The sequence below is a fragment of the Paraburkholderia sp. Ac-20347 genome (assembly GCF_017104805.1).
Lineage (GTDB): Bacteria > Pseudomonadota > Gammaproteobacteria > Burkholderiales > Burkholderiaceae > Paraburkholderia > Paraburkholderia tropica.
In genome coordinates, this window is the sequence record NZ_JAAGPN010000197.1 from 1 (window position 1) to 14,839 (window position 14,839).

11 protein-coding genes, 1 pseudogene and 1 CRISPR repeat array are annotated in these 14,839 nt (G+C 64.8%); of the genes and pseudogenes, 5 read left to right on the forward strand and 7 right to left on the reverse strand.

What is annotated here, in order from left to right:
• The 6 genes from G3N97_RS28000 to G3N97_RS28025 all read right to left on the reverse strand — a co-directional run.
• A partial coding sequence (locus tag G3N97_RS28000) for an ATP-binding cassette domain-containing protein (protein ID WP_205996251.1) occupies window positions 1–852 on the reverse strand: 852 nt, incomplete at its 3' end.
• Entirely contained in the window at window positions 849–2,003 is a 1,155-nt protein-coding gene (locus G3N97_RS28005) for an ABC transporter permease (protein WP_205996252.1), read from the reverse strand. The genes G3N97_RS28005 and G3N97_RS28000, both read right to left, overlap by 4 nt.
• A 14-nt stretch (window positions 2,004–2,017) precedes the next feature.
• The gene (locus G3N97_RS28010; protein ID WP_205996253.1) at window positions 2,018–3,067 is read right to left on the reverse strand and encodes an ABC transporter permease subunit; all 1,050 of its coding nucleotides are present in this window, start codon (window positions 3,065–3,067) and stop codon (window positions 2,018–2,020) included.
• A gap of 7 nt (window positions 3,068–3,074) precedes the next feature.
• Window positions 3,075–5,024 carry an extracellular solute-binding protein gene (locus G3N97_RS28015; protein ID WP_241030871.1) on the reverse strand — a complete coding sequence of 650 codons (1,950 nt, stop codon included), beginning with the start codon at window positions 5,022–5,024 and terminating at the stop codon, window positions 3,075–3,077.
• A 46-nt stretch (window positions 5,025–5,070) separates the two neighbouring features.
• Window positions 5,071–7,239 carry a TonB-dependent siderophore receptor gene (locus tag G3N97_RS28020; RefSeq protein WP_205996254.1) on the reverse strand — a complete coding sequence of 723 codons (2,169 nt, stop codon included), beginning with the start codon at window positions 7,237–7,239 and terminating at the stop codon, window positions 5,071–5,073.
• Window positions 7,240–7,330: 91 nt separating this feature from the next.
• Complete coding sequence (locus tag G3N97_RS28025) at window positions 7,331–7,969, reverse strand: TetR/AcrR family transcriptional regulator (protein ID WP_205996255.1); 639 nt, start codon at window positions 7,967–7,969, stop codon at window positions 7,331–7,333.
• Window positions 7,970–8,284: 315 nt separating this feature from the next.
• Between G3N97_RS28025 and gcvA the strand changes: the two genes are divergently transcribed.
• The 5 genes from gcvA to G3N97_RS28050 all read left to right on the forward strand — a co-directional run bounded on the left by gcvA (window position 8,285) and on the right by G3N97_RS28050 (window position 12,801).
• Window positions 8,285–9,238: a transcriptional regulator GcvA gene (gcvA, locus tag G3N97_RS28030; RefSeq protein ID WP_205996256.1), complete on the forward strand. Its 954-nt coding sequence runs from the start codon at window positions 8,285–8,287 to the stop codon at window positions 9,236–9,238.
• Between the two features lie 105 nt (window positions 9,239–9,343).
• A complete protein-coding gene (locus G3N97_RS28035) occupies window positions 9,344–9,862 on the forward strand; it encodes a RidA family protein (RefSeq protein ID WP_205996257.1) in 519 nt (172 codons plus the stop codon).
• A 25-nt stretch (window positions 9,863–9,887) separates the two neighbouring features.
• The gene (locus tag G3N97_RS28040; RefSeq protein WP_205996258.1) at window positions 9,888–11,096 is read left to right on the forward strand and encodes an aminotransferase class V-fold PLP-dependent enzyme; all 1,209 of its coding nucleotides are present in this window, start codon (window positions 9,888–9,890) and stop codon (window positions 11,094–11,096) included.
• Between the two features lie 103 nt (window positions 11,097–11,199).
• Window positions 11,200–12,486 carry a HipA domain-containing protein gene (locus tag G3N97_RS28045; RefSeq protein WP_346778130.1) on the forward strand — a complete coding sequence of 429 codons (1,287 nt, stop codon included), beginning with the start codon at window positions 11,200–11,202 and terminating at the stop codon, window positions 12,484–12,486.
• Window positions 12,487–12,495: 9 nt separating this feature from the next.
• Window positions 12,496–12,801, forward strand: a complete 306-nt coding sequence (locus tag G3N97_RS28050) for a helix-turn-helix domain-containing protein (RefSeq protein ID WP_205996259.1) — start codon at window positions 12,496–12,498, stop codon at window positions 12,799–12,801.
• 84 nt (window positions 12,802–12,885) lie between these two features.
• Here the strand turns inward: G3N97_RS28050 and G3N97_RS28055 are convergent.
• Window positions 12,886–13,296: pseudogene (locus G3N97_RS28055) on the reverse strand (IS3 family transposase); the annotation flags it as partial.
• A gap of 849 nt (window positions 13,297–14,145) precedes the next feature.
• A CRISPR array of direct repeats spans window positions 14,146–14,716; the repeat unit is 25 nt; unit sequence GTTCGCTGCCGCGTAGGCAGCTGAG.
• Window positions 14,717–14,839: the final 123 nt, after the last annotated feature.

Here is a 14,839-nt window from a genome sequence, read left to right on the forward strand (position 1 = left end):
CGCGCGATAGCCGGCGCGCAGTCCTTCGATGGCGAGCACGCGCGGCGCGTCGTCGGCGACCGGCGCGAGCGCGCGGCGCGGCGCGCTGTCGAACAGCTTGCGCGTGTAAGGATGCCGCTGCGTCGCGAACAGCGCCTCGGTCGCGCCTTGCTCGACAATCGCGCCATGCTGCATCACCGCCACGCGATGCGCGAAACGCCGCACCAGATGCAGGTCGTGCGTGATCAGCAGCACGGCGAGGCCGCGCCCGTCCGCGTCGGCTTCCTGCAGCTCGATCAGCAGATCGACGATCTGGCGGCGCACGGTCACGTCGAGCGCGGTGGTCGGTTCGTCGGCGATCAAGAGGCGCGGGTTGCAGGCGAGCGCCATCGCGATCATCGCGCGCTGGCGTTGTCCGCCCGACAATTGATGCGGATAGCAATCGACCTTGCGCTCGGGTTCGGCAATGCCGGTGCGCCGCAGCAGCGCAATCGCGCGTTCGCGTGCGGCCGCGCCGCGCAGATTCGCATGCAGACGCAGGCTTTCGCCGATCTGCCGCCCGATGCTCCAGAGCGGATTGAGCGCCGTCATCGGCTCCTGAAACACCATGGCGATGTCGCGGCCGCGCACGGCGCGCCATTGCGCCTCGCTCTTGTCGAGCAATTCGTGGCCCGCGAGCCGCACGCTGCCGCTGACCTGCGCGGCGTCGGCGAGACCGAGCAGCGCGAGCGCCGTGAGACTCTTGCCCGAGCCCGATTCGCCGACCAGCGCGACGCGCTCGCCGCGCGCGATCGTCAGATCGATGCCGCGGACGATGCGTCGCGATCCGATGCGAATGTCGAGGCCGTCGACTTCGAGAACTGGCGTCGTCATGAACGCTCCTGAGTGTTGTCGTGCGCGCGATGACGATCGGTCGACAGCGATTCGCGCAACGCATCGCCGATAAACGTGAGCAGCAGCAGCGTGACGACCAGCGCGGCAATCGCCGTCGCCGAAATCCACCACGCGTTGAGATGGTCCTTGCCTTCGGCCAGCAGTTCGCCGAGGCTCGGCGCGGGCGGCGGCACGCCGAGCCCCAGAAAGTCGAGGCTCGCGAGCGAGAGAATCGCGGCGCTCATGCGAAACGGCAGCCACGTGATGACGGGCGTGAGACTGTTCGGCAGAATGTGCCGCCACATGATCTGCCAGTCGGACAGCCCGAGCGTGCGCGCGGCCCGCACGTAATCGAGCGCGCGCTTTTGCAGGAATTCGCTGCGCACGTAATCGGACAGCGTGATCCAGCCGAACGCGGCGAGCAGCACGAACAGCAGCGCGAGGCTCGGTTCGAAGATCGACGACAGAATGATCAGCAGATAGAGGTCGGGCAGCGCGTTCCAGATTTCGATCAGGCGCTGGCCGAGCAGATCGACGCGGCCCGCGTGATAGCCCTGCAACGCGCCCGCGAGCACGCCGATCAGCGCGCCGCTGAGCGTGAGCGCGAACGCGAACAGCACGGAGCTGCGCAGGCCGTAGAGGGCGCGCGCGAATACGTCGCGGCCATAGGCGTCGGTGCCGAGCCAGTTTTGCGCCGATGGCGGCGCGGGAAACGGTCGCGCCGAGTGATAGTTCACGGTGTCGTAGCGGAACGGGCACGGTGCGTAGAGCGCGAAATTGCCGTCGCGCGAGAACTGGTCGCGTATGAAGGGATCGAGATAGTCGGCCTCGGTGGGCAGCGCGCCGCCGAAGTCGCGATCGGCGTAGACGTGCAGCGCGGGGAACAACCAGTGGCCGTGATAGCGCGCGACGAGTGGCCGGTCGTTGGCGATCGCGCCCGCGCAGAGGCTGGCGGCGAACAGCACGGCGAACACGATCAGGCTCGCCCAGCCCAGTCGCTGGCGGCGCAGACGTCGCCAGAATGGCGTCGATGCGGGCGAATCGTGCACGACGGGCGCGCCGCTTTCAATCGGCGCAAGGTCCGGCGCGGCCGGTTTTTCTGCGTCGAACGCGGGCTGCGCCTCGTCGCGCAGCGGTGTGATGGCTTCCATGCAGAACCCCGAAGTCAGCGGCCGTTGCCGCCGAAATGAATACGCGGATCGATCAGCGCGTAGGCAAGATCGCCCGCGAGCCGCGCGATGAGACTGACCACCGTGAACACGAACAGCGAGCCGAGCACGACCGGATAGTCGCGGCCCACGATGGCGTCGTACGAAAGGCGGCCCACGCCGTCGAGCGAGAACAGCGTCTCGATCAGTAAACTCCCGCTCACATAAGCGGCGATGAACGCGGCGGGCAGGCCGGTCGCGAGCGGCAGCAGCGCGTTGCGCAGCACGTGCCGCCAGACCACCGCGCTGCGCGCCGCGCCTTTCGCGCGCGCGGTCAGCACATACTGGCGCGCGAGTTCGTCGAGAAACGCGTTGCGCGTGAGCAGCGAGACCACCGCGAGACTGCCGGTCACCGACGCAGTCACCGGCAGCACCAGATGCCAGAGCCGGTCCAGCACGCGTTGCGCGAACGGCAGCGCGTCATGGCCTTCCGAGCCGAAGCCGCCGAGCGGAAACACATGCAGGAACAGATCGCCGCCGAACAGCATCATCAGCAGCACGCCGAGCACGAAGCCGGGAATCGCATAGGCGGCCAGCAGCGCGGCGCTGGTTGCGAAGTCAAACGCTGTGCCGCGATGCAGCGCCTTCGCAATGCCGAGCGGCACCGCGATCAGATAGGTGAGCACGAGCGTGAAGCTGCCGAGCGTGACCGTCACCGGCAATTTGCTGCGTATCAGCTCCCACACCGAGCGATGCTGAAAGAACGACTGGCCCAGATCGAAGCGCGCGTAATGCGCGAGCATGCGGACGTAACGCGTGAGCGGCGGCTGGTCGAAACCGAATTCGTGGTGGATCGCCGCGATCTGCGCGGGATCGACGCCTTCGTTGCCGTGATAGCCGCCGTTGCCGCCGCCGCCCTCGCCATGCATCGACGTGCCTTGCAGGCGCGCCATTACCTGCTCGACGGGACCGCCGGGCACGAACTGCATGATGATGAACGTGACCGTGAGCACGCCGAGCAGCGTGGGGATCATCAACGCGAGACGCCGGCCGATATAGGCGATCATGATGCGCTTACTCCTGTCGTTGCGCGAAAGCGGGCGCGTTCTGCGGCGCGGCGTGCCACCAGCCGATCACCCAGTCCATCCACGGATATTGCTTCGGCACCCGCGCGGGCGGCGCGATGCGGCGGTTCCACGCGACGCGCGCGTGCGTGATGTGCCACTCGGGCACCATGATGCGTTCGCAACGCAGCACGCGGTCGAGCGCGCGCGCCGCCGTCACCAGCGCGTGTTCGCTGTGCGCGTGCTGCACGTCGGCGATCAGCGCATCGACGGCGGGCGAGTTCACGCCCGCGTAGTTTTCCGAACCGGGCGTCTGCGCGGCCTCGCTGCCGAAGCGCCGCGCGAGTTCGCCGCCCGGCACACTCGCCGCGCGATAGCCGAGCGTCGTCATGTCGAAATCGAAATGCTTGAGGCGCTCGTTGATGACCGTCTGATCCATGATGCGCAGCCGCGCGTCGATGCCGAGCATGCGCAGATTGCGCACGATCACCATCAGGATGCGCTGCATGCCGGTGCCGTCGTCGAGCAGTTCGATCGTGAACGGCGCGCCCGATGCATCGCGCAGCACGCCGTCGCGGTACTGCCAGCCCGCGCTGTCGAGCAGCGCTTCGGCGCGCGCGAGATTGCGGCGCAGGCCGTCGCGTCCCGTGGTTTGCGGCTGCGGCGGCACCTCGCCGAATACCTCGGGCGGCAGCTTCGCGCGCAGCGGTTCGAGCAGTGCGAGTTCGTCCGCGTCGGGCGCGCCGCGCGCGGCGAATTCGCTGTCGTCGAAAAAGCCCTGGCTGCGTTCGTACTGCCCGAAGAACATGTTGCGGTTGATCCACTCGTAATCGAGCGCGAGACCCACGGCTTCGCGCACGCGCGGGTCCTGGAACTTTTTGCGGCGCAGATTGAAGAACAGGCCTTGCGCGTCGCTGATGCCTTGCTCGGCGAATTCCTGCTTGTGCAGCGTGCCGGCGGCGAAACCGGGACCGCTGTAATTGCGCGTCCATTGCTCGGCGCTGCCTTCGAACATGGCGTCGATATCGCCCGCGCGGAACGCCTGGAGCGGCGCGGAGTCGTCGCTGTAGAGGCGAAAGCTCACGGTGTCGAAGTTGAACATGCCGCGCCGCACGGGCAGATCCGCGCCCCAGTAATGCGGATCGCGCCGGTAAACGATTTCGCGGTTGCTCGCGCGCGAGGCGATCAGGTACGGGCCGCTCGCGATGGGCGGTACGGTCGCGAGCTGGTCGAAGCTGCGTGTGCCGCCCGCGGGCGTGCGCGCCCAGTCGCGCGAGAACACGTAGAGGTCGCCCGCGTCGAGCACGGCGCGTCGCTGCGCCGAGCGAAAGTCGAAGCGCACGGTTTGCGCGTCGAGCGCATGCGCCGCGCGGATCAGCGCGTAGCGGCCGCTGTAGAACGGCGACGTGGGCGCGCGGCTCAGGCATTCGAACGACCAGACGACGTCGTCGGCGGTCACGGGTTTGCCGTTCGAGAATCGCGCGGCGGGATTCAGATGGAAGGTCGCCGAGAGCCCGTCCGGTGCGATGGCCACGCGGTCGGCGAGCAGCGGATATTGCGTGCTGACGTCGTCGAGGCTGCGTTGCATCAGCGTTTCGAACAGCAAAATCGGCGCGGCCGGCGCGGCGTTGCCGCGCAGCAGGAACGGATTGAGCGAGTCGTACGAGGTGACGATGGGCGTGGCGTCGATGTAATTCGCGAGCCGCAGCGTGCCGCCGTGCGGCGGTGTGTCGTCGGCGTAGGGCAGGCGCGCCGGGACGACGGCGGGGCGGGCGTCGTCGAACAGGGCGAGGGTGGTTTGCCAGTGCGGTTGCGCTTCGTTGTTCGACGCGCCGTTCGTCGTGCCGTTTGCCTCATGACTCGCCGCATGCGCCATCGCCGTGACTTGCGCGAAGACGATCGCGCACACGCCTGCCCGGATGCGCGCGCGCCGCTTTGCGTTTTGCGGGAACGCGCTCATAGCCGCGCATTCCCGAACAAGGCACCGGAACGGAGCAGGGCGGCGCTCACAGATCGAATCGCGCGTTGAGCGCGAGCGTGCGCGGCGCACCGACGAACATATAGTCGGACTGGAGGAAGCCCCAGTAATGCCGGTTGAAAATGTTGTCGACTTCGGCGCGCAGCGTCACGCCATGACCGGCCACCGTCGTGCGATAACTCAGCCCCGCGTTGAACAGCGTGAAGCTCGGCAGCACGTAGTTGTTGTTCGCATCGGCCATCATGCTGCCGTAGTAATGCGCTTCGGCGTTCGCGGTGAGGCCCGTCACGCCCGGAATGCGATCGCTCAGTTGCAGCGTGGCCTGCCAGCGCGGAATGCCCTCGATGCGCTTGCCGATCAGATCGGCCTCGGTTTCGCTATACGTGCCCGCTTCCCAGGCCGTGCTCGCGGCCACACGGAAGCCCGCAGGCAGATCGACGTGACCGTCGAGTTCGAGGCCGTTGATGCGCTCCTTGCCGTTCGAGACGTAGACGTTCTGCGCGTTGCCGTACTCCGCGCCGCGCTCGATGCGGAACAGCGCCGCCGACGCACCCACATGGCGGCCGTCGTATTTCACGCCCACTTCATACTGCTTGCTCTTGATCGGATCGAGCACCTGGTTCGCGTTCGCGTAGCCTTCGGCTGCCGTGCCGCCGTCTTCGAGCGCTTCCACATAGCTCGCGTAGAACAGCAGGTCGCTGCGCGGACGGAACATCAGCGCGAGCGTCGGCGTGACCGGATTCTGCGTATAGCTGACCGGCGACGTGGACGGCGAAGTCCACGACGTCTGGTGATAGCTCGTGTAGCGGATGCCCGCGAGAATCGACCAGTATTTCAGGAAGCTCAGCGTATCGCTCGCGAAAATCGACTTCTGCTGCGAGTTGAAATTGTTGTACTGCTGGCTGTAATCGTAGGTGCCGTCCCACGTGTGCTGCGTGATCGTGTCGTAAAGATTATTCGAGCCGATATCGGTATAGAGCGAGGCCGGCACGGTTTTCTTCGTGAGCCATTGCTGGGACACGCCCAGCACGACCTGATGATCGACCGGGCCGGTCGAGAACTTGCCTTCGAGCGTGGCCTGCACGACGTCGTAAATCGACGATCCGCGCGAACGGTTCAGATAGGTGTTGAAGTCGCCTTGCTCGTTGAGCAGATCGAGCCACTGGCCGGAATAATTGCGTTCGTCCTTGCTGTGGCTATAGTCGATGCTCGCTTTCCAGACGGGATCGATCTGCCAGTGCAGACCGCTGCTGACGAAATACACGTTCGAATTGAAGAACGTATCGCCGTAAGCGGAGAGATTCGTGCGTCCGCTCGGCGCGCGCGGCAGGCTCGTGCCGGTGTAGTCGCTGAGCATGACGTCCTGAATGCCGCCGTCGACCTTGCGCGACTGATAGAGGCCGTCGAAGGTCCACGTGAGCGAGCGCGTGAGGCGCGCATCGAGCGACAGCGACTCCGAATTGCGCAGCACGTGCGCATCGTTATAGGTGTCGCCCTGTTCGTGCGTGATGTTGAAGCGATAGCCGAACATGCTGTCCGGTCCGAAGCGGCCGCCCGTGTCGATATGCTGGCTGAACACGGAATCCGAGCTATAGCCCACGTCGGCGCTGAACGTGAAGGTGTCGGTCGGCTTCTTCGTCACGAAATTGATAATGCCGCCCGGCGCGCCGAAACCGTACATGAAGCCCGATGCGCCCTTGAGCAACTGAATCGATTCGAACGACTCGACCGGCAATTCGACGGTCGTCATATAGAACGGCAGGCCGTTGATCTTGTAGCCGTTGTAGTCGTCGAGCGGAATGCCGCGCACGTTGATCGAATAGGCGTTGAACGAATAGGTGTCGCCGAGCGACATCACGGCCGCGTCTTCCGAGAACACCTTGCCGAGCGATTTCACCTGGCGGTCTTCGAGTTCCTGCTGCGCGACCACGCGCGTGGAGAACGGCGTTTCCAGATCGGAGCGCGTGCCGAGCGCGCCGCTCGACACTTTCGGCGCCTGCTGGCGCGTGCCGTTGATCGTCACCGTGGCGAGGCTGTGGACTTTGTCGCCGCTTTTATCCGCGCCCGATGCAGTATCGTTCGCGGGATTCTGCGCGGTGTTCGAGTTGTCGTCGGCGTGAGCAAGCGTGGCGGTCAACGTGCCTGCGCCAATCAGCAACGCCGGAATCACCCGCAAACGGAATATGCTTTTTCTCATACGTAGTAGTCCGATATATTTATATTGATGGCAGCCAGGCACGCCTTGGCGAGAAGGTCAGACTCGACCGGGTATCAGGGGAACAGCGGTATCAATGCGCGGGCAACGGATCGAGCGCGCGTGCGCCTTCGATGTGCGCGCTCAGAATCTCGATGAAGTGCTCGAAAGCCTGATCGGGAACCGACGCATCGCGTACGAAGAGTTCCTGCAGGCAGAGTCCGCGAATGAAACACGCGATCACGTAACGCGTGAGCCACGGCGCGGGCGCCTGGTCGATGCGCGTATTCGCCGGATGATGGCGCATGTCGTCGCCGATCGAATGCGTGAGCAATGCCGCGTTGAAACGCTCGCGCAGATCGGCGTCGCTGCGCAGCGCGCCGTAGAACTCCTGCGTCATCGCGAACGTCTCGCGCATTTGCGCGCGCCACACGCGAACTTCGTCGCGTACGCTCGCGCCGTTTTCGATACGCTGTTCGAGCGTGTCGAGTTTGCCGCTGATCCACGCCACGTAGGCGGCCACCAGCAATTCGTTTTTGTGCGGAAAGTGATGGAGCAGCGCGCCGCGCGACAGTCCCGCGCGCTGGCAGATTTCGCTGATCGACGCCTTGGCGAGACCGACTTCGGCGAGGCAGGCGAGCGTGGCGTTGATGAGCGCGACGCGCGCCGCCGTGCTGCGTTCGTGTTGTGTGCGCCTGACGCGTGGTGCGGTATTCGGAGTGGCGTTATTCATGGTGCTGGGCAAAAACGTCGTGCGGCGCACGTCGAATGGCGGCGTATCGCGGACGTTCCAAAAGCGTTACGGCGAGATACAGTACGGTTGGTATGTTATTGAGCGCGCATCACCGTGTCCAAGAAAATTCCCTCACATGCTTATCTGCCGGACGTGCGGTGGCGTACGGTAATCCCGCACGGTTTGATTCGCGTGCGAGCGACTTGAGGCGCGCGCGGATATAACACCGCTATAACGCCGCTATAACGCCGACAAAGCGGTCCCCACGCGCAATCGCGCTAAGATCGTCGCTTTCCCGATTCGATGTTTCGTGCCATGTCTACGTCGCGCTCCATTCCACCGCTTCTTTCGCTGCGCGTCTTCGAGGCCGTGGCGCGGCATTTGAGTTTTACCGCGGCGGCCGAGGAGCTTCACGTCACGCAAAGCGCCGTGAGTCATCACATCAAGAAGCTCGAAGACGATCTCGGGCGGCGCCTGTTCGAGCGGCGCGCGCGCGCCGTCACGCTGACGAGCGACGGCCAGGCGTATTTCGAACACGTGCACGCCGCGTTCGATCTATTGCGTCGCGGCACCGACGCAATGCGCGCGCCGCGTCACGCGGCGGGCACGCTGACCGTCGGTCTGCTGGCCTCGTTTGCCACGCGCTGGCTCGCGCCGCGTCTGCGCGATTTTCATGCGGTGTTTCCCGATGTCGATGTGCGTCTGCGTCCCGATATCGCACTCGCGGATGTTTCGCAGGGCGACGTGGACGTGGCGATTCGCTACGGCCGCGGCGTCTGGTCCGGCGTGCAAACGCAGAAACTGATGCCCGAGCGGCTTTCCGTGGTGGGCGCGCCGGAACTGCTTGCGGCGCACGGTCCGTTCACGCGCGCTGACGACCTGCTGCGGCTGCCGATTCTGTTTTCGCACAGCAAACAGCCGTTCGAATGGGACGCATGGACCGCGCGGTTCGGCGTGGATCTGAGCGCGGCGCGCGCCGTCCATCTGCATGACTACAACATCGTCGTCGAGGCGGCGCTGGCCGGGCAGGGCGTGGCGATGGGCCGGCATCGCCTGATCGCGCCGCAACTCGCCAGCGGTGCGCTCGTGCCGGTTTTTCCCGAGATGACGCTCGACGATCCCGAAATCGGCTGGTGGCTCGTCACGCGGCCCGGACCGCGCAGCGAAGCAGCGAATGCGTTCTGCGACTGGCTCATCGCGGTCGCCGAAAACGAGTGCGATAGCGACGACGGAAGCGACGACGACGCCTCGTCCGCATCGACGCATTAGTTCCGCTCATGGCGGGGCGGCAAGGATTGATTGGTCGCGGGCGAGGCGAATGGCTAGGATCGGGTTCCTGAATCCAGCAACCCGCACCACGCGAGGAACCCTGCCATGAACACCGCACTGAACACCGCGAACGCATCGCCCGAAACCCTCAACGCGTCCACCATTTCGGCGCGCGTCGCCGCGCTCGGGCTGACGCTCGAACCGGCCGCCGCGCCCGCCGCCAATTACGTGTCGTTCGTGCAGGACGGCCATCTGCTCTACATTTCCGGACAGATCGCGCGCCGCGATAACGCCGTGCCGTACGCGGGCCAACTGGGTGCCGACGTGACGGAAGCCGATGGCATCGAAGCGGCGCGTCTGTGCGCGCTCGGCGTCGTCGCGCAGATCGCCGCCGCGACGGGCGACCGGCTCGAGCGCGTCGCGCGCGTGGTCAAGCTGGGCGTGTTCGTCGCGAGCGCGCCGGGATTCAGCCGCCAGAGCGTGGTGGCGAACGGCGCGTCCGATCTGATCGTCGACATTTTCGGCGATGCCGGGCGGCATGCACGCAGTGCGGTCGGCGTCGCGATGTTGCCCGCGGGCGCGGCGGTCGAAGTCGATGCCGTGGTCGCGCTGCGCGAACTGTGAGCGCAGGGATTTTCGAGGAGACCGCATGACCACGAACACTATCCTGACCGACGCCGCCGTCGACGCACTGCGCGCCCAGACGCCCGGCACGCGCACGACGACGCATTTCAATCACGCGGGCGCATCGCTGCCTTCGTCGGCCACGTTGAGCGCGATTCACGCGCAGCTCGAACGCGAGGCGACGCGCGGGCCGATGGAAGCGGGCGTCGCCGCCAGCGCCATCACCGACGACGCGCGCGCGCTCGCCGCCACACTGTTCAACGCGCAGCCCGACGAGATCGCGCTGACCGGCGGCAATTCGCAAGGCTGGGGCGCGGCGTTCGCGGCGCTGGGCGGCTGGAACCCGGGCGAGCGCATGCTCGTCGGACGTCACGAATGGGGCGGCAATCTGGCCGCGATGCAGTTCGCGGCGCAGCGGGCGGGCGCGACGATCGACGTGATTCCTTCGCGCGCGGACGGCACGATCGATACGGCGGCGCTCGCCTCGATGATCGACGAACGCGTGCGTCTGATCGCGCTCACGTGGCTGCCCGCGAATGGCGGCCTCATCAATCCGGCCGACGCCGTGGGCGCGATCGCGCGGCGCTTCGACATTCCGTATTTCGTCGATGCCGCGCAGGCCGCCGGACAGATCCCGATCGACGTCCGGACACTCGGCTGCGACGTGCTGTGCGCCGCGCCGCGCAAGGCGTTGCGCGCGCCGCGCGGCACCGGCTTGCTGTATGTGCGGCGCGGGTTTCTCGACCGTTTGACGCCCGCGTACGTGGATCGTCATTCGGCGCCGCTCGATGCGCGGGGCGAGCCGTGTCTGCGTGACGACGCCGGTCGGTTCGAGTCGGCGGAAACGTCGATGGCGCTGCGTGCCGGACTCGCGAATGCCTTGCGCGAGGCGCTGGCGATTGGCGTGCCCGCGATTCGTCAGCGTATCGATCAGATGGCGACGCGGTTGCGGCAGCGTCTGGCCGAGACCGAGGCGGTCGAGTTGCTCGACGAAGGCGTCGAACGGTCCGGCCTGGTGGCGTTCAATCTCGCGGGCCGCGATCCGCAAGCCGTGCAGGCCGCGTTGGCGGCGCGCGGGATCTCGATTGGATTGAGCGGCGTGGCCTATACGCCGCTCGACATGCGCGCGCGCGGGCTGACGAACGTGGCGCGGGCGTCGGTCAGCTATCTCACGACGGATGCGGAAATTGCGCGGCTGGTCGCGGCGATAGCGGAGATAGCGTCGGTTGCATGACGGCTGTTTTGCGCGTCCGGCCGGTTCGCGCTTCTTATAAGGAGCATTTCAGGCAGGATCCACCTCTTTGTGCTACATTTATGAGGCATATAGGAGGTGAGCGGTGGAATACACCCTGCAGATATTCCTGGATGACCGCTGGATCGACAGCGCTCAGGTGGAATTCCGCGACGGCCGGTGTCAGTGGGATTTCGAGGTCATGTACGCGGTCGATCATACGCATGACCCGTTGTCGCTCGTCGAGCCCGTGGACACCGAATTCCGCTTCGGCCGCGCGCTGCCGGCGTTCCTGTACGACCTCGTGCCGCAGGGCGCGGGCCGACGCTTCCTGCTCGGCGAACTCAAGCTGCAGGACGGCCCGGACGCGGATTTTCCGCTGCTCGGTGCGGGCGCGTTCAATCCCATCGGCCGCATCCGCGTCGCCGAGGCGGTGGCGTATTTCGAGTCGCACGTGCGCCGGCATCCGGACGCGCGCGGCTTGCCGGGCATGTCGATCGACGACGTGGTCGAGCGCAGCGCCGACTTCAAGGAACGCATGTATCTGCACGGCATGCTGGGAACCGGCACGACCGGCGTGCAGGGCGCCGCGCCGAAATATCTGCTCACACGCGACCGGAACGGCCTGTTGCACGGCGACGCGGTCCTGCCGGACGCGCAGGCGGCCCAGCACCTGATCGCCAAGCTGCCGCGCGGCAACACGGCCGCCGATCTCAAGGTTCTGCACAACGAGGCGGCTTATATGCGCGTGGCCGCCGAGATCGGCATTCGCACTTATGAGCATCTGCCCAGCCTGCATGGCGACGTGCTGCTGATTCCGCGCTTCGACCGGCGCGTGCGCGATGGCCGCGTCGAGCGGCTGCATCAGGAAAGCGTGGCGTCGTTGCTGGGTCTCAGCGGCTTCGATCAGCGTCCGGATCTTTTCGAGGTCGTGGCCGCCATCCGCCGGGTGGCGACCGATCCGCACGCCGAAACGCTCGAGTTCATCAAGCGCGATGTGCTCAACCTCGCCATGCGCAACACGGACAACCATGCGCGCAACACCGCCATGCAGCTTGTCGACGGACGCCAGCAACTGACGCCGTTATTCGATTTTGCGCCGATGTATCTCGATCCCGAACTGGTGCCGCGCACGCTCCGGTGGTATCGGCCGGATGCCACGCGGGTCGAGCTGACCGAGTGGGGCGACGTGCTGGCCGCGCTGCCGGTCGGCGCGGACGAAAGGCAGCGCCTTGGCGAAGCGCTCGGGCGTTTCGCCACCCAGGTCGAGCGCCTTCCCGACATCATGCTGGCGCAAGGCGTCGATCACGACATCGTGCAGTTCCTGACGCCCGCCATCGACACGCAGGTCCGGCAACTCACGGCCCTGAATCCCGATTCCCGTCATTCCTAGAGAACGCGTATGCCTCGTCGTAACCCTCTGAGCCGTGAGGAACAGAACGCCCAGCGCCGGGAATTCTATGAGCGCATCGAGCGTGGCGAACTGAGCATCGCCGACGCAATGAAGGCGATGCGGAAAATGACGGGCCTGACGCAAGCGGAATTTGCCGCGCATCGCGGCGTGAGTCGGCGCGTGATTCAGGACATCGAGCGCGGCACGGGCAATCCGACCGTGGAGTCGCTTAACAGCATTGGCAAGCTGTTCGGGCTTCAGGTGGGGTTTGTCAGGCGGCGGCGTGGCGAGGCGGTTGGTGGGGTGTCGGAATAGGAGGTGTTGGGTTGCGGGTAGAAGTTGCGATGCTATTCACCAAAAGACGAATTTGGCCTTCCCCCGCGTTCCCGGACAGGTAAATTAGCCCGTCATGCGTTGCTCGAACTGAACCGGGCTAAGGAAGTTCAGTATTGAATGTCGGCGATGCGGATTGTAGAAGCGCTCGATGTAATCGAACACGTCGGCCCGCGCCGCGTCCCTCGTGCGATAGATACTTCGGTTCACACGCTCTGTCTTCAGGATGCTGAAGAAGCTTTCCATCGCGGCATTGTCCCAACAATCACCACGACGACTCATGTTGCAGGTAATGCCTTGCTGCCTGAGGAGCGACTGGAAGCCCTCGCTTATGTATTGGCTGCCCTGGCCGCTGTGATGTATCAATCCGGCTAGTCGCCCTCGACGCCAGAGCGCCATCAGCAACGCATCGGCCACCATCTTTGCATGCATCGTATTGCTCATCGACCAGCCGACGATGCGGCGCGAGTACAGGTCACTGCTGCAGTGCCCGCCTGTTTAGTCCCTCGTTGAGATGTGCTGATGGTTGGGTAGTTTGGGCATCTCGGCTGCTACGCGATGTCTAGTCGCTGATCGCCGACCTTCTCGTGTATGCGAACAACGACTTGGCGCTACGAAGGTTGACCAGCGCCGTCGTTGAACCTCACGAGAATCAGCGCGGGACAGGAAGGCCCGATTTTCTTCGCGCGAGCCGGGTGTCACGATGGATTGTGTTCGTGCCACGCCTGCGCCGTCGCTGGTTAGTGGGCACGCCCCTATGGCGATCACCGGGCTGCGTGGCAGCGGATGGGCTGCTGAGTTCGTGCTGACGGAATCGCGCTACGACCGTATCGATACATTTGAGCCAAGCATGTACGTGCTATATCGTTGATGCGTGATGAGTGCGCAGGCTGATCGCAAGAGGTTGGGGAGGCGCTGTGACTGTTTGGCATCGTTGCTCGCGCGTAGGCCAGCCTATAGAACTTGTCCTGGATGCCACACGTTGTTTGGAGCTGTCGCGGATTGCTCAAGGCTCCTTCTGACAGCGCGACGCGGGTGTTGGTGAAGTATTGTCCTGATCTCCCGTAGGCGCAGGCTACGTAGCGCGAGTGCGAGGCGTTTGTACTGCCTATCCGGTCGGCAGGGGGCGCAGGCGCGATGACGATGGAATGTCGTGGAATTCTGGATGAGTCGTGATGTTACCGGGCTATCGCTTTAACCCTTTTTCTTGATTGTCTGGGCAGACCTTGTAAATCAATGGGTTAAAGAGGGGTTGGAAATTTGGGTATTTTGCTGGTAAAAGGTAATAGCGCTTTGAAATCAATGGTGTAGGGATGGGCCCGTCTAGTTCGCTGCCGCGTAGGCAGCTGAGAAAGTCTCAACCCGCCGCGCCGGATATGTCGCTGTGTTCGCTGCCGCGTAGACAGCTGAGAAAATCAGAAAGCGGCTCTACCTGTTCGCTCGGCGGTTCGCTGCCGCGTAGGCAGCTGAGAAACTATACCGAACGCCAACGTGCGCCGGTACGAATGTTCGCTGCCGCGTAGGCAGCTGAGAAAGTCTGAATTCGCCCCGGCTACTGATGTGCTCGAGTTCGCTGCCGCGTTGGCAGCTGAGAAATATCGCGGTGCGATGAACAATCAGCTTTCCACGGTTCGCTGCCGCGTAGGCAGCTGAGAAAAGAAGGCGTACGGCGATCCGGAACTCGTGCGGGTTCGCTGCCGCGTAGGCAGTTGAGAGAGCGAGCAGCGGCTGATCGCCGGGCGCGCGCGAGTTCGCTGCCGCGTAGGCAGCTGAGAAAACATGGACGCCATCGCGGAACGGCCGTACTGCGTTCGCTGCCGCGTAGGCAGCTGAGAAACTGGAGAAGATCGTTGGGAACGACTTCTGGCCGTTCGCTGCCGCGTAGGCAGCTGAGTGTTGATTTGCAGTAGAAACTGACCCACTTTTTGCATCTAAAACTGACCCACCCTCGTGGCGCAGAATCATCACTCCTGCGCGCCAACTTCTTCGTCTTTTACTGTCTTAGGTGAGGTTTTGCGGG

Excerpts from the sequence above, each read along its gene's own strand:
- G3N97_RS28025 (WP_205996255.1), bottom strand. The coding sequence starts at position 7,969 with ATGAATAACGCCACTCCGAATACCGCACCACGCGTCAGGCGCACACAA.
- G3N97_RS28015 (WP_241030871.1), bottom strand. The coding sequence starts at position 5,024 with ATGAGCGCGTTCCCGCAAAACGCAAAGCGGCGCGCGCGCATCCGGGCA.
- G3N97_RS28040 (WP_205996258.1), top strand. The coding sequence starts at position 9,888 with ATGACCACGAACACTATCCTGACCGACGCCGCCGTCGACGCACTGCGC.
- G3N97_RS28010 (WP_205996253.1), bottom strand. The coding sequence starts at position 3,067 with ATGATCGCCTATATCGGCCGGCGTCTCGCGTTGATGATCCCCACGCTG.
- G3N97_RS28035 (WP_205996257.1), top strand. The coding sequence starts at position 9,344 with ATGAACACCGCACTGAACACCGCGAACGCATCGCCCGAAACCCTCAAC.
- G3N97_RS28005 (WP_205996252.1), bottom strand. The coding sequence starts at position 2,003 with ATGGAAGCCATCACACCGCTGCGCGACGAGGCGCAGCCCGCGTTCGAC.
- G3N97_RS28020 (WP_205996254.1), bottom strand. The coding sequence starts at position 7,239 with ATGAGAAAAAGCATATTCCGTTTGCGGGTGATTCCGGCGTTGCTGATT.
- gcvA (WP_205996256.1), top strand. The coding sequence starts at position 8,285 with ATGTCTACGTCGCGCTCCATTCCACCGCTTCTTTCGCTGCGCGTCTTC.
- G3N97_RS28050 (WP_205996259.1), top strand. The coding sequence starts at position 12,496 with ATGCCTCGTCGTAACCCTCTGAGCCGTGAGGAACAGAACGCCCAGCGC.